Raw genomic sequence first — 17333 nt, 5'->3', positions numbered from 1 at the left:
GGAACGGAGAACCTCGCGGCACGGGACCGCCGCGAGCTGCTTCCCACAGGACACAACGTGCGGGAGTGGCGGATAGTGCCGCGACGGCCGACCGAATTGCCGGAAAACGCCTCCCGCGCCACGGATGTCACCGGGGCGCCACCGGTGGCGGAAAACCTCTGGCCCCCCGCCCGCCCGTCCCGCATCCTCGGGCGATGGAACCCGTCATCCTCACCACCGAACGTCTGATCCTGCGACCGCCGGCCCCGGGGGACGCCCGCGCGGTCCTCGCCGCCTGCCAGGACCCCGACATCCGGCGCTGGACCGCCGTTCCCTCCCCCTACCTGCCGGAGCACGCCCGCGCCTTCGTCGGGGTGTACGTGCCCGAGGCCTGGGCCGCCGACACCGAGTACGTCTTCGGCGCCTACCTCGCCGAGGAGGCCGCGGCAGGGGGCCCGGAGCGCCGGGAGGGGCCGTTCGTCGCGATGCTCGGTCTGAAGGTGCGCGGCCAGGACACGGTGGAGATCGGCTTCTGGTCCGTGAAGGAGCACCGCGGCCGCGGTCACGTCACCGAGGCCGCCCGCGCGCTGTGCCGGTGGGCCTTCACCGACCTGGGCGCCGCCCGCGTCGAGTGGCGTGCCGGGGTCGGCAACACCGCCTCCCGCGCGGTCGCGGAGCGCTGCGGGTTCGTCCAGGAGGGCGTGCTGCGCCAGGCGCTCGTCAGCGGCGGCACGCGCCACGACGCCTGGATCGCCTCCCTCCTGCCGCAGGACGCCCCGCACTGACGCGGCGGGGCCGAAGGGCAGGGCCGGAGGCGCGGGGCGCGACAAAGGCGCGGGCTGAGGCTCGGCGGGGGCGCTCCGCGCGCGGCAGTCGCTCCAAGGCGCCCCCCCGCTGTCGGCGCCACCCTCTATCGTGGCGCCCCATGACCGGTCCGCACCCCACCGTCACCCTCTCCGCCGACGAGGCCCGCCGCATCGCCCTCCGCGCCCAGGGCCTGCTCGGCGCCCCCGACCGACGTTCCGGCGTGCGCGGCATGCTCCGGCACCTGGGCGCCGTCCAGCTGGACACCATCTCCGTCCTGGCCCGCTCGCACGAACTCGTCCCGTACGCCCGCCTGGGCGCCGTCGGCCGGGGGACCGTGGAGGCGGCGTACTGGAACAGGGACCGCGACGGCCGTCCCCACTCGTTCGAGTACTGGTCGCACGCCGCCTGCGTCCTTCCCCTGGAGGAGTGGCCGCACTTCGCCTTCCGCCGCCGCGCCTACCGGGCCCGCCCGCTGTGGCACCACGACCTCCCCGAGGGCTCGTACGAGCAGGTGATCAAGCAGCTCCGCGCGGAGGGCCCGCTGACCGCCACCGAACTCGGCGGCGCCAAGCGCACCGGCGAGTGGTGGGACTGGTCCGCCTCCAAGGTGGCGGTGGAACGCGCGCTGATGTACGGCGAGGTGGTCTGCGTGGAGCGCCGCGGCTGGAAGCGGGTCTACGACCTCGCAGAACGCGCGATCCCCGGCGACCTCCTCCACGACGACCTGGACGACACCGAGTGCGTGCGCCGCCTGGTCGCGCAGGCCGGGCAGGCGCTGGGTGTCGGCACGCGCTCCGACATCGCCGACTACCACCGCCTGAGGGCCGATCAGGTCGACGCCGTGCTCGCCGACTCGGGTCTGGTCCCGGTCGACGTCGAGGGCTGGGGCCGCCCGGCCTGGGCCGACCCGGCGGCCCTGGCGACCGCGCCGCGCGGCCGCCACCGCACCACGCTGCTCTCCCCGTTCGACTCGTTGATCTGGGAACGTCCGCGCACCGAGCGGATCTTCGGCTTCACCCACCGGCTGGAGGCGTACGTGCCCAAGGCCCGGCGGGTGTACGGCTACTTCGCGATGCCGGTGCTGGCGGGCGGGCGGCTGGTGGGCCGGGTGGACCCGGCGCGGGCCGGCCGCACGCTGGTGGCGCGGCAGGTGACCCTGGCGAACCGCCGCGCGGTCCCGGACGTGGCCCGCGCCCTGGTCGAGGCGGCGGGCTGGGTGGACTGCGCCGACGTCCGCCTGGAACGCGTGGACGCGCCGGAACTCCGCGAGCCCCTGATCGCCGAACTCGCCGCGCTCACGGCCTGAACCGGCCGGACGAGGGTCCGAACCCCGGCCCCGGCCACGGCCCGCCCGGAGGCGTCTCGCGCACGGGCGTCAGCGGATCTCGAGGATCTTCTCCCGCATCGCGTACACCACGGCCTCCATGCGGGAGTGCAGCTGCAGCTTCTCCAGGATGTTCCGGACGTGGTTCTTGACCGTGTTCTCGGAGATGAACAGCTCCTTGGCGATGTCCCGGTTGTTCATCCCGGTGGCGACCAGCTTGAGCACCTCCAGCTCCCGGTCGGTGAGCCGGGGCGCCGGCACCAGGCGCCGCTCGTCGGTGCGCTGGATCATCGACTTGAACTCGGTGAGCAGCTTGGAGGCCATCGACGGGCTGATCTGCGACTGTCCGTCGGCGACCGCGCGGATGGCGGTGGCCACCTCGTCGGTGGAGATCTCCTTGAGCAGGTAGCCCGTGGCGCCGGCCTTGATCGCGTCGTAGAGGTCGGCCTCCTCGTCGCTTATCGTCAGCATGATGATCTTGGCGCTGGGGGCGACCTCCTTGATGGAGGTGCAGGCCTCGATCCCGCCGCGGCGCGGCATGCGGACGTCCATCAGCACGATGTCGGGCAGCAGGTCGGCGGCCTTGTCCACGGCCTCCGCCCCGTCCCCGGCCTCGCCCACGACCTGGATGTCCTCCTCGGCGGCCAGCACGATCTCCAGGCCGCGCCGGAAGAGCGCGTGGTCGTCCACCACCAGGACCCGGATGGGCTCCGAGCGCCCTCCCTCCGCGGCCGGTTCGCCGCCGGGCGTACGGTCGCCGGCGCCCCCGTCCCGCATCGGTCCGAAGGTGTCCACCATCGTTCCTCCCCCATGAGGCTGAGGCCTGTCCGTCCCGCCGCCGCGTCAACCTGCGGCGGTGAACAGCCCGTTGGGCCGTGTGGCCATGATTCCATGCCCGGACCGGCGGACGGTCCGGTCGCACCGCCGCGCCCGTCGCACGGGGGCGCACACCGGTGCCCCTGAGGGCGCGTCGCACGCGCCCCAGGGGCACACCGGGCTCCTCCGGGCGGTCAGCCGCCGAGCGTCCCGCCCGCGTCGGGGGAGGGCTCGCCGCCCCCGATCATCGGATCGGTGCGGAGGTGGATCACGCCGTAGTCGTAGGCGTGCCGCCGGTAGACGACACTGGGTTCCTTGGTCTCGGAGTCCACGAAGAGGTAGAAGTCGTGGCCGACCAGCTCCATCTCGTAGAGCGCCTGGTCGAGGCTCATCGGAGCGGCGGTGTGGGTCTTCTCGCGCACCACCAGCGGGCCGTCGCCCTGGATCTCCAGCGAGCCGATGCGCTTGGTGGGCACCGCCTCCGGCTCCTCGGTGGACGGCACCACCGCACCGGTGGCGTCGAGGGTCGCGGCGTCCGGCACGTGGCTGGCCACCTCGGCGGCCGAGACCCGGCCCACTCCGCGCCGCGTGTACCGCTTGTCGTGCTGCTTGCGCAGCCGGGCCCCCAGCTTCTCCGCCGCCAGGTCCAGAGCGGCGTAGGGGTCGCTGGCCGACGCCTCCGCCCGGATGACCGGCCCGCGGGAGCGGAGCGTGATCTCCACGCGGTCCTTGCGGTCCGCCTGACGCGGGTTGTGCTCCTTGGACACCTCGACGTCGAGGCTCATCACCTTGCCGTCGAGCTTCTGGATCTTCTCCAGGTTCAGCTTCTCGGCCACGTGCTTACGGAACCGCTCGGGCACCTCGGTCTTGCGGCCCTTGACGACGATGTCCACGCAGAACTCCGTTCCCGGATCGCCCGCCTCACCGGCGGAACATCTCCCATTCGCACCAGGTTCCGGATCGGCACCGGAACCCCGGACTCGGTGACTCCACCTCCTCCTCCCCCGCAGGCGCGTCGACCATCCCGGACACCCGGGACGGGACTCGATTCCCGCGGCTCGGCATTGCGACAGGAGGGGCATGGCCTGCGCCTTTTCCCTCACTACCGAACATATCTCGCCCGGCCTGATGTCGTCACCCGTTACCGCCACATACCTCCGTTCCGACGAATTAACCCTGTCGTATCCGCTGGTCACCAGGTGTTCCGTTGGTGATTCAACCAATGGCGTGCACGAGGAGAATTTCATTCGATTCCGGTTTCAAGCGAAGAAAGTTGGTGACCCCGCGACAACGGCCGCGGCAAAGGGAACGGGTGTTCCTTTTGTTTCGGCGGCCTTCCGCAGGACGCGCGCGGCCTCGGCGACCGAGGCACCGGTGGTCGTCACGTCGTCGACCACCAGCAACCGCCCCCTCATGGGCAGCAGGTGCGCCCCGCCGGGCCTGAGTTCGAGGGCGCCGCCCAGATTGGCCAGCCGCGCCGCTGCGGGCAGTCCCGCCTGGTCGGCCACCGCCCGCCGCTGCCGCAGCACCGCAGCGGTCCGCGCGGGCGTCCCCGCACCGCGCAGGACCGCCGCCGCAGCCAGGGCGATCCGCCGCGCCGGATCGTGCCCCCGCCGCCGCACCGCACTCCGCGCCGACGGCACCGGCACCAGCACCACCGGCCCGTCCCTGGCGGCCGCCTCCCCGAGGGCCCCCGGATCCGCACCGGCATCGGGGGCGGCATCGGGGGCGGCCCCCGCGAGCGCGGCCCGCACCGCCGCGGCCAGCGCCTCACCCAGCGGAGCCGCCAACGGCAGCGCCCCGCGCTCCTTGTGCGCGAGCAGCACCGACCGCACCGCGTCGGCGTACGGCACGGCGGCCCACACCGGCGGCAGTCCGTCCGGGGCGCTGCCCGGCCGCACCGGCCGGGGCGAACCGCGGCACACCGCCCGCCGGCACTCCTCGCAGAGCACCGTGCGCGGCGCCCCGCAGCCCGCGCACTCACCGGGCAGCATCAGTTCGGCGAGTGCTCGCCACCAGTCCCTCATGCCGCCACTGTGCGCCCGGACGACGCTCTCCGGGCAGGCCTGTGGAAAACCCGAGGGGTGCGGACGACTCCCGCCCGCACCCCTGTGGACAACTTCCGGCCCCGGCGCTCAGCCGGGATATACCGGACTCATGGCCTTGGTGACGATCTGCTTCCACTGCGCCCCGGACGGCAACCGGACGAGCCCGTCGGTCCCCGAGTACACCGTCAGCGGCGACTCCTCGTCCTCCGACGCGGCGATCTCCCGCACGCCGGAGAGCGCGGCCGGCGCCATACCGACGGCCGCCGAACCGTCGACGCGCACGTACCGCATCTGCTGCACGCCGCCCTGTTCCCGTCCGGCGACGACCAGCCGGCCGGCGCCCGCCCAGGACATCGCGGTGACGTCCTGGAACCGGGGCGCGACGGCACGCGGGTCCAGCACCGCCACGACCGGCCGGTCCTGGGTGCCCCCGCGCTCGATCCGCCCGACCCACAGGGACCGCTTGTTCCCCTTGGCGACCACCAGCGCGATCCGCACGCCGTCGCCGGCCACCCGGACCTCCTCGATCCGGCCGTCGAGCTGCGGGACCTGTACCTCCACGGGCTTGCCCCCACCGCCCGGCAGCATCAGCAGCCGCGGCGCGTCCGGGTCGCGGTCGGCGATCCACAGGTCACCGTGCGCGTCCCAGCTCGGCGCCGTCAGCCGGTCGCTCTCCGACGCGCCCGCGCTCTTCAGCACAGGCCGGCCGACGCCTTCGCCGTCCTCCGTCAGCGGTCCGACGTACAGGCGGCTGCCGTCCAGGTGGACACCGGCGGCGCTCTGCTCGTCGCGGGAGACGGCCACCGACCGCAGCGGCGTCTTCCCCTCGCCGAACGCGCCCGGCACCGGTTCGACGCCCGCCGCCTCGGCCCGCGCGGCGTCCTCGGCGGCGGCGTCGTCCTCGTCGGGCGAGGCGGAGGCTCCGGGGTCCTGGCCGTCGCCCGTCTCGTCCGGGCCGGGCCCGGCGTCCTCGTCGGCCGGTTCGTCCTTCTCCGCCTTGAGCTCCGGCACGGGCTGGTACTCGGCGGGGATACGCACCAGGCGGTGCTCGCCGTCGACGAAGTACAGGTAGTCCGGCGGATGGGTCCTGCCGTACGGCGCGTACAGCTCGGCGCGCTGCTCGTCGACCCCGCACAGCCGCTGCCCGCCCGAGGTCAGCTCCAGCGACTTCACGCCGGTGGGGGTGTAGTCCTGGAGGGTCAGCAGCATCTGCGCCGCCATCTCCTCGCAGGCGTTGTGGCCGGCCCGCCCGGCGTCCTTGTCGAGGGGGACGGTCAGCCGCCCCTCGTCGTCCGGCGCCAGCGAGCGCACGCCCCGGGGCAGCCCGGTCCCGGCGGGGAACGCGGTGCGCACGGCCGGAGCCAGCCAGTCGGTGGGCCCGGCCAGCAGCGCGCGCACGATCCCGGTCAGCGGGTCCACCTTGCGCACCTGCACCGGATCCGCCACGGCTGCGGCCCGACCGCCGTCCTCGGTGCCGGCCGGGAAGTAGTACCGGTTGACGGAGGTGTAGTTGCGGGCGAAGTCGGACTGGCCCATGACGACGCCCCGGGGCACCTGGTCGATGCGCCACTCCCCGTCCTCGGTGTCCCGGCGCAGGGTGACGACCTCCTGGTACTCGCCGTCGGCCTGCCGGAACGCCTGCTGGGAGTCCACCAGCGCGACCCTGGTGCCGGCCAGCGTGTAGTTGAGCTCGTCGGGGTTCTCGCGCGGGCCGGGCAGCCCGGGCAGCGGGGTCGGTCCGTTGGCCAGGACGGTGATCGACCGTTCCGGCCGCCAGGTCCGGGCGGTGCGGGGCGTCAGGTACTTCCGTGCCGTCTCGTACTGCCGGTCGTCACTGGTCAGCGCCTCCAGGAACCCCTGCACGATCTGCTCCGGCGTGGCCCCCGGGCGCGGGGGCACGGCGAAGACACGGACCTGCGTGTCCTGCCGCGGCGTGGACTCCACGTCCTGCAGGTGCCCGCCGTCCGGCATCGAGGCGCACCCGGCGAGCAGCACCACCCCGCACGCCGCGGCCACGACGGTCCGCCCCCCGCGACCGCGGCCCTTCCCCACGTTCTCAGCCCCCACGAGTCGCCTCTTCCTGCTCCGCCGCCGAGTCCGGCCGGGCTTCCGGCCCTCGCGGCCCCGCCGTGTCCGTACCGCCGTCCGTCCGGCCACCGGCGGAACCACCGGGACCACCAGAACCGCCACCGGCACCCCGGCCGGAGCCGCCGCCCGGCCCGCCTCCGGCACCGGACGCCCCTCCGGTCCCCCCTCCGAACGTCCTTCCGGACCCCCCTCCGGCCTCGCCGTCCCCCGTCCTCCCGGCCACCGGCCGGTCCCCGGTCGGCTGGACGGGCACCGACGGGCGGGACACCACCCGCGCGCTGCTGCCGGGCAGGGCGGCCGGGTCGGCCACCGGGCCGTGCTGCCGCACCACCGACGCCCCCCGCGGCGGCAGCCGGTCCCCGGCCGGCTGGACGGGCACCCCGGCACCGCCGCCGGCCGACGCCGAGACCGCACCGGACGCGTCCACGGCCTGCCGGGCCCGCGCCGCCTCACGGGAGCGGCGGGACTGCCGCGAGTCGCGCGGCTCCAGCGGTATCGGCGAACCCCGCAGCGGCTCGTCCGCGGTGCGCGGCAGCGTCAGACGGAACTGCGAACCGCCACCGGGCTCGCCCCATGCCTGCAGCCAGCCCCCGTGCAGCCGGGCGTCCTCCAGAGCTATCGACAGCCCCAGACCGGTGCCTCCGGTGGTCCTGGCCCGCGCCGGGTCGGCCCGCCAGAACCGGCTGAACACCCGGGTCGCCTCGCCCGGCTTCAGCCCCACGCCGTAGTCGCGCACCGCGACGGCGACCGCGCCGCCCGCCGCGGCCAGCCGCACCACCACGTCCTTGCCCTCGCCGTGCTCCACCGCGTTGACGACCAGGTTCCGCAGCACCCGCTCCACCCGCCGCGGGTCGACCTCGGCGACGACCGGCTGCCGGTCCCCGACCACCCGTATCCGGGTGCCCTTGCGCTCGGCGAGCGGCGCCGCGCCGCCCACCACACGCCGCACCACGTCCCGCAGGTCGGTCGGCTCCGCCTCCAGCGCGGCCGCGCCCGCGTCGAACCGGCTGATCTCCAGCAGGTCGGCCAGCAGCGACTCGAACCGGTCGAGCTGGTCCGCGAGGAGCTCCGCCGACCGCGCGGTCACCGGGTCGAAGTCGGCCCGCGCCTCGTGGATGACGTCCGCCGCCATCCGCACGGTGGTCAGCGGGGTGCGCAGCTCGTGCGAGACGTCGGAGACGAACCGCCGCTGCATCCGCGACAGGTCCTCGAGCTGCTGGATCTTCAGCTGCAGGTTCTGCGCCATCTTGTTGAAGGCCTCGCCGAGCCGCGCGATGTCGTCCTCGCCGGTGACCTTCATCCGCTCCTGGAGCCGCCCGGCCGACAGCCGCTCGGCGACCCCGGCGGCCATCCGCACCGGCGTGACCACCTGACGCACCACCAGCCAGGCGATGGCCCCGAGCAGCCCCACCACGAACACCCCGGCGGTCGCCAGCGTGCCCTTCACCAGGCTCAGCGACTTCTCCTCCTGGGTGAGCGGGAAGAGGAAGTACAGCTGGTACGGCTCGCCGTCCGGGTCGTTGATCTGCTTGCCGATGACCAGCGCGGGCTGGGAGTCCCCCGCCTCGTAGACCACCCGCGTGTAGCTCTGCGAGGCCTGCGGGCTGCTCTCCAGCCGCTCCCGCAGGCCCTTGGGTATGGAGGCGTCGGGGTCGACGGTGCCGGAGGACCGCGGACTGGCGAACGCGTCGGCGACCGGCAGCGTGACCACGTCGAACGCGCCCTGCCCGCCGCTGGACAGCGAGTCGACCAGGTTGCTGGTCCACTCGATCGGGCTCGGGGAGACCGTCTCCCCCTCGCCCGCGGCCTCGGCCGCCCCGGCGCCGGACGCCAGCCCGGCCACCTCGTCGGCGCGCTGCTTGGCCGCGGCGAAACCGCCCACGGCCTGGCTCTGCGCCGCGCTCACCTTGGCCTCCAGCAGGCCGTTGCGGACCTGCCCGATCACCACGAACCCCAGCAGCAGCACCACGCCCAGCGACATCAGCAGCGTGGTGACGATGACCTTCAGCTGGATGTTGCGCCGCCACAGCCGTATGACCGGAAGCAGCGGCCGGCGCACCCAGCGCAGCACGAGCCTCAGGACCGGACTGCCCTGGACGCCGCCCTGGAGCAGTCCGCCCGCGAGCAGAGCCTTCGGCATGTCAGCTGGGTCCGGCCTTGTAGCCGACACCACGCACGGTCACCACGATCTCCGGGTGCTCCGGATCCTTCTCGACCTTGGACCGCAGCCGCTGCACGTGCACGTTGACCAGGCGCGTGTCGGCGGCGTGGCGGTACCCCCACACCTGCTCCAGCAGCACCTCACGGGTGAACACCTGCCACGGCTTGCGGGCCAGCGCCACCAGCAGGTCGAACTCCAGCGGCGTCAGCGCGATCGCCTGCCCGTCCCGCTTCACCGAATGCCCGGCCACGTCGATCACCAGATCGCCGATGGTCAGCTGCTCCGGAGCGGGCTCCTCCGACCTCCGCAGCCGCGCCCGGATACGGGCCACCAGCTCCTTCGGCTTGAACGGCTTGACCACGTAGTCGTCGGCCCCCGACTCCAGGCCCACCACCACGTCCACGGTGTCGCTCTTCGCCGTCAGCATCACGATCGGCACGCCGGACTCGGCCCGGATCTGGCGGCAGACCTCGATGCCGTCCCTGCCGGGAAGCATCAGGTCGAGCAGCACCAGATCGGGCTTCGCCTCCCGGAAAGCGGCCAGCGCCTTGTCGCCGTCGGCCACGAACGCAGGCTCGAAGCCTTCCCCTCGCAGCACGATTCCGAGCATCTCGGCCAGTGCGGTGTCGTCATCGACGACAAGGACTCGTCCCTTCATAAACCACATCATCCCATTCCGATAACGGTGACCGGGACGCTTGGTGAGCGAGGTCACGTGTGTCGGTCCCCCTGAGCGGGCACCCGCAACCCCTTGCGGGCGGCGCCGGAACCGTGCGCGCCCGGTGTACCGGGGCGCCTCGCGGGACCTTACGCCCGGCCCTCCAGCGTGGCGACCCCCTCCGCCGTCACCGGCGACAGCACCCCCCGCTCCGTCACCAGCGCGGTCACCAGCTCCGGCGGGGTCACGTCGAACGCCGGGTTGTACGCCTGCGTGCCGAGCGGCGCGACCACCGCGCCCCCGATCTCGGTCACCTCACGGCCGGCCCGCTGCTCCACCTCGATCGACGCCCCGTCCGGCGTGCCCACGTCCACCGTCGTCCACGGCGCCACCACCACGAACGGCACATGGTGGTACCGCGCCAGAACCGCCAGCGGGTACGTCCCCACCTTGTTGGCCACCGACCCGTCCGCCGCGATCCGGTCCGCGCCCACCACCACGGCGTCCACCTCCCCGGCCGCGAACAGCGAGCCCGCCGCGTCGTCGGCGAGCAGCGTGTACGCCATCCGCTGCCGCGCCGCCTCCCAGGCGGTCAGCCGCGCCCCCTGCAGCAGCGGCCGGGTCTCGTCCACCCACAGCCGCCGCAGCCGCCCCGCCCGGTGCGCGGCCAGCGCCACCGCGAAGGCCGTGCCCTCACCGCCCGACACCAGCTCCCCCGTGTTGCAGTGGGTCAGGATCCGGTGCCCGCCACCCGGCCGCCACTCGTCCAGCAGCGCCAGCCCCCGTTCCGCCATCACCGCCGACGCCTCCGCGTCCTCCCGGTGCAGCGCCCGCGCCGCCCGCAGCGCGGCCGCCGCCGCGTCACCGCCCGCCGCCAGGGCCGCGTCGTAGGCGTCCTTCGCCCGCCGCACCCCCGTCTCCAGGTTCGCCGCGGTGGGCCGCGCCCCCGCCAGCGCCGCGGCCGCCTGCTCCACGTCGAACCCGCGCGCCGCCGCCAGCGCCACCCCGTACGCCCCCGCGATCCCCAGCAGCGGCGCCCCGCGCACGGCCAGCGAACGGATCGCGGCGACGAGCGCGGACGCGTCCGTGCAGACCAGCTCGGACTCCTCGGCCGGCAGCCGGGTCTGGTCGAGGAGCACCAGGACCGGCCCCTCCGGGGGTTCGTCCCAGCGCAGCGCTGGGATCATGGGTATGCCGTCGGTCCGTCCACCGTCGTCGGGTCGCGCGCCGTGATCAGCCATGCCGTCAGTCTTCCCCGGATCCGGCGCGGCAAGAAGACCGAGAAAGCGGGCGAGGCGGCCTTCTCGTCGACGCACCGGTCCTGTCTCGGTCCCGTCTCGGTCCTCCCCGGCCCACCCGTGCTCCGCCGTGCACATGGCACGATGACCTGACCTGCGCCGTGACCCGCGGGCAGCACCCTGAAGGAGCGACGATGAACGACTCTCCGGGCTGGACCTCGCCCGGATCGTCTCCGGCCGACGACCCCAGCGGCGGCCGGCCGGGCGGCCAGTGGTCCAAGGAACAGCCCCCGCCCGCCGTCCCGCCGCAGCCCGCCCCCGGCGGCCCCTACCAGGACGGCGCCCACCAGGGTGGCGGCCAGTACCCGGGCAGCCAGTACCCGGGCGGTCAGTACCAGGGCGCCCCGCAGCCCGGCGTCCCCCCGCAGGGCGGCCCGTACGGCGGCGGCCCCTACGGCCCGCCCGGCGCACCCTGGGGACCCCCGCCCGCGCCCAAGCCCGGCGTGATCCCGCTCCGCCCCCTCGGCCTCGGCGAGATCCTCGACGGCGCGGTCACCACCATGCGCACCTACTGGCGGCCGGTCCTCGGCATCTCCCTCGTCGTCGCCGTGGTCACCCAGGGCCTGTCCCTGCTGACCACCCTCTTCCTCCTCGACGAGATCAGCACCACCCTCACCGCGGACCCGGCCTCCCTCGACGGCGACGACATCGCCTCCCTGATGGGCCAGACCCTCATCGCCTACTGCGCCCTGCTCCTGGTGAGCCTCCTCGGCACCACCGCCGCCACCGCCCTGCTCACCCCGGTGACCAGCCAGGCGGTCCTCGGCCGGCCGGCGACCGTGCGGCACGCCTGGGAGAACGCCAGGCACCAGATCTGGCGCATGCTCGGCCTCACCGCGCTGATCCCGCTGATCCTGCTCGCGGTGCTTGCCGTCTGCCTCCTCCCCGGCATCCTGGTCGGCTTCGGCGGCTCCGCCGCCGGCGGCGTCGGGCTCATCTTCCTCGGCACGCTGGCCGCGCTCCCCCTGGTGACCTGGCTCAACTTCCGCTGGTGCCTGGCCCCGCCCGCCCTGATGCTCGAACGGCAGCCCATCCGCCAGGCCATGGCCCGCTCCACCGCCCTGGTGAAGGACTCCTGGTGGCGGATCTTCGGCATCATGCTGCTGACCGCCGTCATCACCGGCGTCGTCTCCTTCATCCTGGCCATCCCGTTCGAGATCCTCGGCCTGAGCCTCGACGGCCTCTCGGCCGGCGCCTTCTTCGGCAGCGACCCGACGGATTACGGCGTCACGTACTACCTGTTCGTCAGCATCGGCGGCATGATCGCCCAGACGATCACCCTGCCGGTCAGCGCGGGCGTGGCCGTGCTGCTCTACATCGACCGCCGCATCCGCCGCGAGGCCCTCGACCTCGATCTCGCCCGCTCCGCCGGCGTCGCCCCGGGCACGGGGAGCTGATGGGGTGAGCTGGGCGGGGGGAATCCCGGCCGCCTTCCGCGCGGCCGCGCACACCACGTCCGCCGACGGTGAACCCCCGGTCACCCTCCCGCGCGACCCCGCGCGGGAGGAGGCCGAGCGGGAACTGTCGAAGGGCGTCTACCACCAGGACGACCCGGGGCTGCTGGAACGCGCCCTGAAGTGGATCTGGGAGGGCATCTCCGACATCCTCGACCGGGCGTCCTCCGTGGCACCCGGCGGCGACACCGGCCTGTGGATCATCCTCAGCTGCGTCCTGGTCGTGCTGGGCCTGCTGGTCGCCCGCCTCGGCCTCCCGGCCCGCAGGACACGGCCGGCCCAGGACGAGGCGCTCTTCACGGACGGCCCGCGCAGCGCCGCCGAACACCGCCGTGCCGCCGAGGAGGCCGCCGCCCGTGGCGACTGGTCCCAGGCCGTCCAGGAACGGACCCGCGCCCTGTTCCGCTCCCTCGAGGAACGCGCCCTCCTCGACGCCCGCCCCGGACGCACCGCGGACGAGGCGGCCGCCGAGGCCGGCCGGGTCCTCCCCGCCCACACCGCGGGCCTGCGCACCGCGGCCTACGACTTCGACGACGTCACCTACGGCGGCCGCACCGCCGTGGAGGACGCCTACCGGCGCACCGCCCGCCTCGACGAGGACCTGCGCAAGGCCAAGCCGCTGCTCACCGACGACGCCGCACCGGCCGCCGACGGCTGGACCAGCCCGGGAGCCGCCGTATGACCCCCACCTCCAGCACCACCGCGGACAGCACCACCGCGGACACCGCCGCTGCGGACACCACCGGGAAGACCGCCACCGGTAAGACCCCTGCCGCCGGCGCCTCGGCCGCGAGCACCTCCACCGCGCCCACCGCACGCCAGCTGTGGACCCGCGGCCGCGGCGTCCTGCTCGGCCTGGTCGTCCTCCTGGTCGCCGGCGTCGCCCTGGCCGCCTCCCGCTCGTCGGACCACGGCCCCCTCGACCCCCGCTCCCCCCGCCCCACCGGCGCCCGCGCCGTCGCCGAGATCCTCCGCGGCCACGGCGTCGACACCCGGGTCGTCACCACCCTCGCCCAGGCCACCGCCGCGGCGGGACCGGACACCACCCTCCTGGTCGCCGTGCCCGACCTGCTCACCCCGGGCCAGCAGACCAGGCTGCGGGAGGCCGTCGACGGCTCCGGCGCCCGGCTGGTGCTGGTGGCCCCCGACGTCTCCACCCAGACCCTGGCGCCCCAGGTCACCGCCGACGCCACCCCGGCCTTCGAGGAGACCGCCGCCCCGTCCTGCTCCTTCCCTCCCGCCGAGCGGGCCGGCACCGCCGAGACCACGGACGTCCGCTACCACGTCACCGCCCCGGACGCCGACGCCTGCTACCTCAGCGACGGCCTCCCCACCCTGGTCCGCGTCCCCGGCGACCCCTCCACCGGTTCCGGCGGCGACACGCTGGTCCTCGGCTCACCGGTCTTCCTCACCAACGACCGCCTCGACGAGCACGGCAACGCCTCCCTCGCCCTGAACGTCCTCGGCGCCCACCCCGACCTCGTCTGGTACATCCCCTCCCTCGCCGACGCCTCGGCCGCGGCCGGCGAGGAGCCGCGCGGGTTCTTCGACCTGATGCCGTCCGGCTGGCTCTGGGGCTCCCTGCAGCTCTTCCTCGCCGCCGTCGTCGCCGCCTTCTGGCGCGGACGCCGCTTCGGCCCGCTCGTCGCCGAACGGCTCCCCGTGGTCGTCCGCGCCTCCGAGACGACCGAGGGCCGCGCCCGCCTCTACCACGCGGCGAGGGCCCGCGACCGGGCGGCGGAGGCCCTGCGCACGGCCACCCGCCTGCGCCTGGCCCCGCTGACCGGCGTCCCCGCCGCCCGGGCCCACACCGCGGAGGCCCTGCTGCCCGCGGTGACCGCCCACATCGGCGACCCGGTCCGGGCCGCCGCGGTCCAGGACCTCCTCTTCGGCCCGCCGCCCGGCGACGACGCGGCCCTCGTCTCCCTCGCCGACCGACTCGACGCCCTCGAAAGAGAGGTAAGCCGTCCATGACGGACCCGACCGCTGACATCACCCCCGGCTCCTGGACGCAGAAGCCCGACGCCGGAACCACCGGGACCTCCGGCGACCCGCGGGCCGCCCTGGAGAGCCTGCGGGCAGAGATCGGCAAGGCCGTCGTCGGCCAGGACCCGGCCGTCACCGGCCTGGTCGTCGCCCTGCTCTGCCGCGGCCACGTCCTCCTCGAAGGCGTCCCCGGAGTCGCCAAGACCCTCCTGGTCCGCTCCCTGGCGGCCTCCCTGCGACTGGACACCAAGCGCGTCCAGTTCACCCCCGACCTGATGCCCGCCGACGTCACCGGCTCGCTGGTCTACGACACCCGCAACGCCGAGTTCTCCTTCCAGCCGGGCCCGGTCTTCACCAACCTGCTGCTCGCCGACGAGATCAACCGCACCCCTCCCAAGACCCAGTCCTCCCTGCTGGAGGCCATGGAGGAACGCCAGGTCACCGTCGACGGCACCCCGCGCCCCCTGCCCGAGCCCTTCCTGGTCGCCGCGACCCAGAACCCCGTCGAGTACGAGGGCACCTACCCGCTGCCGGAGGCCCAGCTCGACCGCTTCCTCCTCAAGCTCACGGTTCCGCTGCCGTCGCGGCAGGACGAGATCTCCGTCCTCACCCGGCACGCCGCCGGCTTCGACCCCCGCGACCTGTCCGCCGCCGGCCTCCGCCCGGTGGCCACCGCCGCCGACCTCGAGGCCGCCCGCACGGCTGTCGCGAAGACCACCGTCTCGCCCGACATAGCCGCCTACGTCGTCGACATCTGCCGCGCCACCCGCGAGTCGCCCTCCCTGGCCCTCGGCGTCTCCCCGCGCGGCACGACCGCCCTGCTCTCCACGGCCCGCGCCTGGGCCTGGCTCACCGGCCGTGACTACGTCATCCCCGACGACGTGAAGGCCCTGGCCCTGCCCACCCTGCGCCACCGGGTCAAGCTGCGGCCGGAGGCCGAGATGGAAGGGGTCACCGCCGACTCCGTCATCACCGCCGTCCTCGCCCAGGTCCCGGTGCCGCGCTGATGGGCTTCACCGGACGGGCCGCCCTCCTGGCGGCCATCGGATCGCTCCCGGTCGGGCTGCTGGAGCCCAGCTGGACCGGCGTCCTCGCCGTGAACGGCACCCTGGCGGCGGCCTGCGCCTGCGACTTCGCGCTGGCCGCCCCCGTCCGGCGTCTGCGCCTCAGCCGCTCCGGCGACACCTCGGTCCGCCTCGGCGACACCGCCGAGGTCACCCTCACCGTCACCAATCCGTCCCGCCGCCCGCTCCGCGGACGCCTCCGGGACGCCTGGCCGCCCAGCAGCTGGCCGGCGGGCACCGAGTCCGCCGCGTCCCGCCACGTCATCGACGTGCCCGCCGGGGAACGCCGCCGGGTCACCACCCGTCTGCGCCCCACCCGCCGCGGCGACCGCACCCCGGACCGGGTGACCATCCGCTCCTACGGGCCGCTGGGCCTCTTCACCCGCCAGAGCAGTCACCACGTCCCGTGGACGGTGCGGGTCCTGCCGCCGTTCCACAGCCGCAAGCACCTGCCGTCCAAACTGGCCCGCCTCCGGGAGCTCGACGGCCGCACCAGCCTCCTCACCCGCGGAGAGGGCACCGAGTTCGACAGCCTGCGCGAGTACGTCCCCGGCGACGACACCCGCTCCATCGACTGGCGGGCCACCGCACGCCGCCAGACCGTGGCCCTCCGCACCTGGCGCCCCGAGCGGAACCGTCACGTCCACCTCGTCCTCGACACCGGACGCACCTCCGCGGGCCGCGTCGGCGACGCCCCCCGCCTGGACTCCTCCATGGACGCGGCCCTGCTCCTGGCCGCGCTGGCCACCAAGGCCGGCGACCGGGTCGGCTTCCTCGCCTACGACCGTCGCGTGCGCGCCCGCGTCCAGTCCTCCTCGGCGGACGACCTGCTCGCCGCCGTGGTCACGGCCATGGCCAACTTGGAACCCGAGCTGGTGGAGACCGATGCCCGGGGCCTGGCCACCGCCGCCCTGGCGGCGGCACCCCGGCGGGCCCTGATCGTCCTCCTCACGAGCCTGGACCGGGCCGCCGTGGAAGAAGGCCTGCTGCCTGTCCTAAGCCGCCTCACCCAGCAGCACACCCTGCTGGTCGCCTCCGTCTCCGACCCGCACGTCGCCGAGATGGCCAAGGGCCGCGGCACTCCGGAAGCCGTCTACGACGCCGCCTCCGCCGCACAGACCCAGGAGGAACGCCACCGGATCGCGGAACAGCTCCGCCGCCACGGCGTCACCGTCGTCGACGCCCCGCCCGACGAACTCGCGCCGGCCCTGGCCGACGCGTACCTCGCCCTGAAGGCAGCGGGCCGGCTCTGACACGCAAACGCAGAAGGGGGCGCCCGGCACGGGCACCCCCCTTCTCCTTCCCCCACCACACCCATACGCGACGATAAACTCCCCGGAAATGCAGAAAGCCCCCGCACCATAACGGTGCGGGGGCTTTCCCAATAATTGTTCGGCGGCGTCCTACTCTCCCACAGGGTCCCCCCTGCAGTACCATCGGCGCTGTAAGGCTTAGCTTCCGGGTTCGGAATGTAACCGGGCGTTTCCCTTACGCTATGACCACCGAAACACTATGAAACAACAACCGGCAAAAGGTTGTTCGTGGTTTCAGAACCAACACAGTGGACGCGAGCAACTGAGGACAAGCCCTCGGCCTATTAGTACCAGTCACCTCCACCCGTTACCGGGCTTCCAGATCTGGCCTATCAAC

Annotated in this window: 14 protein-coding genes and 1 rRNA gene; 7 read left to right on the top strand and 8 right to left on the bottom strand. The window is 74.2% G+C overall.

All coding sequences use genetic code 11. The features are described 5' to 3' along the window. Positions 1 to 194: 194 nt before the first annotated feature. Together ABZ836_RS07480 and ABZ836_RS07475 are read left to right on the top strand one after the other, a co-directional pair. Positions 195 to 764 carry a GNAT family N-acetyltransferase gene (locus tag ABZ836_RS07480; protein WP_361140342.1) on the top strand — a complete coding sequence of 190 codons (570 nt, stop codon included), beginning with the start codon at positions 195 to 197 and terminating at the stop codon, positions 762 to 764. Between the two features lie 140 nt (positions 765 to 904). Further along, entirely contained in the window at positions 905 to 2092 is a 1188-nt protein-coding gene (locus ABZ836_RS07475; RefSeq protein ID WP_361140339.1) for a crosslink repair DNA glycosylase YcaQ family protein, read from the top strand. A gap of 69 nt (positions 2093 to 2161) precedes the next feature. Here ABZ836_RS07475 and ABZ836_RS07470 read toward each other — a convergent pair whose 3' ends face one another. The 7 genes from ABZ836_RS07470 to mtnA all read right to left on the bottom strand — a co-directional run bounded on the left by ABZ836_RS07470 (position 2162) and on the right by mtnA (position 11122). Continuing rightward, entirely contained in the window at positions 2162 to 2908 is a 747-nt protein-coding gene (locus tag ABZ836_RS07470; protein WP_356138565.1) for a response regulator transcription factor, read from the bottom strand. 212 nt (positions 2909 to 3120) lie between these two features. Continuing rightward, positions 3121 to 3819, bottom strand: coding sequence for a ribosome-associated translation inhibitor RaiA (gene raiA / locus ABZ836_RS07465; RefSeq protein ID WP_356138567.1), 699 nt, complete (start codon positions 3817 to 3819; stop codon positions 3121 to 3123). A gap of 366 nt (positions 3820 to 4185) precedes the next feature. Then, positions 4186 to 4953 carry a ComF family protein gene (locus ABZ836_RS07460; RefSeq protein WP_361140335.1) on the bottom strand — a complete coding sequence of 256 codons (768 nt, stop codon included), beginning with the start codon at positions 4951 to 4953 and terminating at the stop codon, positions 4186 to 4188. A 108-nt stretch (positions 4954 to 5061) separates the two neighbouring features. Further along, positions 5062 to 6945, bottom strand: a complete 1884-nt coding sequence (locus ABZ836_RS07455) for an LpqB family beta-propeller domain-containing protein (RefSeq protein ID WP_361140853.1) — start codon at positions 6943 to 6945, stop codon at positions 5062 to 5064. Between the two features lie 85 nt (positions 6946 to 7030). After that, positions 7031 to 9202 carry an MtrAB system histidine kinase MtrB gene (mtrB, locus tag ABZ836_RS07450; protein ID WP_361140332.1) on the bottom strand — a complete coding sequence of 724 codons (2172 nt, stop codon included), beginning with the start codon at positions 9200 to 9202 and terminating at the stop codon, positions 7031 to 7033. Position 9203: 1 nt separating this feature from the next. Then, positions 9204 to 9893 (bottom strand): two-component system response regulator MtrA, encoded by a 690-nt coding sequence (mtrA, locus tag ABZ836_RS07445; protein WP_277350888.1) that lies wholly within the window; start codon positions 9891 to 9893, stop codon positions 9204 to 9206. A 137-nt stretch (positions 9894 to 10030) separates the two neighbouring features. After that, on the bottom strand, positions 10031 to 11122 hold the full coding sequence (gene mtnA / locus ABZ836_RS07440; protein ID WP_361140329.1) for an S-methyl-5-thioribose-1-phosphate isomerase: 1092 nt from the start codon (positions 11120 to 11122) through the stop codon (positions 10031 to 10033). Between the two features lie 191 nt (positions 11123 to 11313). Between mtnA and ABZ836_RS07435 the strand changes: the two genes are divergently transcribed. From ABZ836_RS07435 to ABZ836_RS07415, 5 genes are read left to right on the top strand one after another with little or no spacing between them, the layout of a single operon-like run. After that, positions 11314 to 12576, top strand: coding sequence for a glycerophosphoryl diester phosphodiesterase membrane domain-containing protein (locus ABZ836_RS07435; protein WP_361140325.1), 1263 nt, complete (start codon positions 11314 to 11316; stop codon positions 12574 to 12576). Positions 12577 to 12580: 4 nt separating this feature from the next. Continuing rightward, positions 12581 to 13315, top strand: a complete 735-nt coding sequence (locus ABZ836_RS07430) for a DUF4129 domain-containing protein (RefSeq protein WP_361140322.1) — start codon at positions 12581 to 12583, stop codon at positions 13313 to 13315. Next, on the top strand, positions 13312 to 14607 hold the full coding sequence (locus ABZ836_RS07425) for a DUF4350 domain-containing protein (RefSeq protein WP_361140319.1): 1296 nt from the start codon (positions 13312 to 13314) through the stop codon (positions 14605 to 14607). Before ABZ836_RS07430 ends, ABZ836_RS07425 begins: the two co-directional genes overlap by 4 nt. Next, complete coding sequence (locus ABZ836_RS07420; RefSeq protein ID WP_356138582.1) at positions 14604 to 15626, top strand: MoxR family ATPase; 1023 nt, start codon at positions 14604 to 14606, stop codon at positions 15624 to 15626. The genes ABZ836_RS07425 and ABZ836_RS07420 overlap by 4 nt, the downstream gene beginning before the upstream one ends. Further along, positions 15626 to 16936, top strand: a complete 1311-nt coding sequence (locus ABZ836_RS07415) for a DUF58 domain-containing protein (protein ID WP_361140316.1) — start codon at positions 15626 to 15628, stop codon at positions 16934 to 16936. Before ABZ836_RS07420 ends, ABZ836_RS07415 begins: the two co-directional genes overlap by 1 nt. A gap of 137 nt (positions 16937 to 17073) precedes the next feature. Here ABZ836_RS07415 and rrf read toward each other — a convergent pair. Then, positions 17074 to 17190 (bottom strand): 5S ribosomal RNA (gene rrf, locus ABZ836_RS07410). Positions 17191 to 17333: the final 143 nt, after the last annotated feature.

It is taken from the genome of Streptomyces sp. NPDC047130, assembly GCF_040643475.1.
GTDB lineage: Bacteria > Actinomycetota > Actinomycetes > Streptomycetales > Streptomycetaceae > Streptomyces.
This window is presented reverse-complemented; position numbering and strand designations above follow the sequence as displayed.

Coding starts and splice junctions, on each gene's coding strand:
- ABZ836_RS07480 (WP_361140342.1), top strand. CDS start 195: ATGGAACCCGTCATCCTCACCACCGAACGTCTGATCCTGCGACCGCCG.
- ABZ836_RS07475 (WP_361140339.1), top strand. CDS start 905: ATGACCGGTCCGCACCCCACCGTCACCCTCTCCGCCGACGAGGCCCGC.
- ABZ836_RS07470 (WP_356138565.1), bottom strand. CDS start 2,908: ATGGTGGACACCTTCGGACCGATGCGGGACGGGGGCGCCGGCGACCGT.
- ABZ836_RS07460 (WP_361140335.1), bottom strand. CDS start 4,953: ATGAGGGACTGGTGGCGAGCACTCGCCGAACTGATGCTGCCCGGTGAG.
- ABZ836_RS07455 (WP_361140853.1), bottom strand. CDS start 6,945: ATGCCGGACGGCGGGCACCTGCAGGACGTGGAGTCCACGCCGCGGCAG.
- mtrB (WP_361140332.1), bottom strand. CDS start 9,202: ATGCCGAAGGCTCTGCTCGCGGGCGGACTGCTCCAGGGCGGCGTCCAG.
- mtrA (WP_277350888.1), bottom strand. CDS start 9,893: ATGATGTGGTTTATGAAGGGACGAGTCCTTGTCGTCGATGACGACACC.
- mtnA (WP_361140329.1), bottom strand. CDS start 11,122: ATGGCTGATCACGGCGCGCGACCCGACGACGGTGGACGGACCGACGGC.
- ABZ836_RS07435 (WP_361140325.1), top strand. CDS start 11,314: ATGAACGACTCTCCGGGCTGGACCTCGCCCGGATCGTCTCCGGCCGAC.
- ABZ836_RS07425 (WP_361140319.1), top strand. CDS start 13,312: ATGACCCCCACCTCCAGCACCACCGCGGACAGCACCACCGCGGACACC.
- ABZ836_RS07420 (WP_356138582.1), top strand. CDS start 14,604: ATGACGGACCCGACCGCTGACATCACCCCCGGCTCCTGGACGCAGAAG.
- ABZ836_RS07415 (WP_361140316.1), top strand. CDS start 15,626: ATGGGCTTCACCGGACGGGCCGCCCTCCTGGCGGCCATCGGATCGCTC.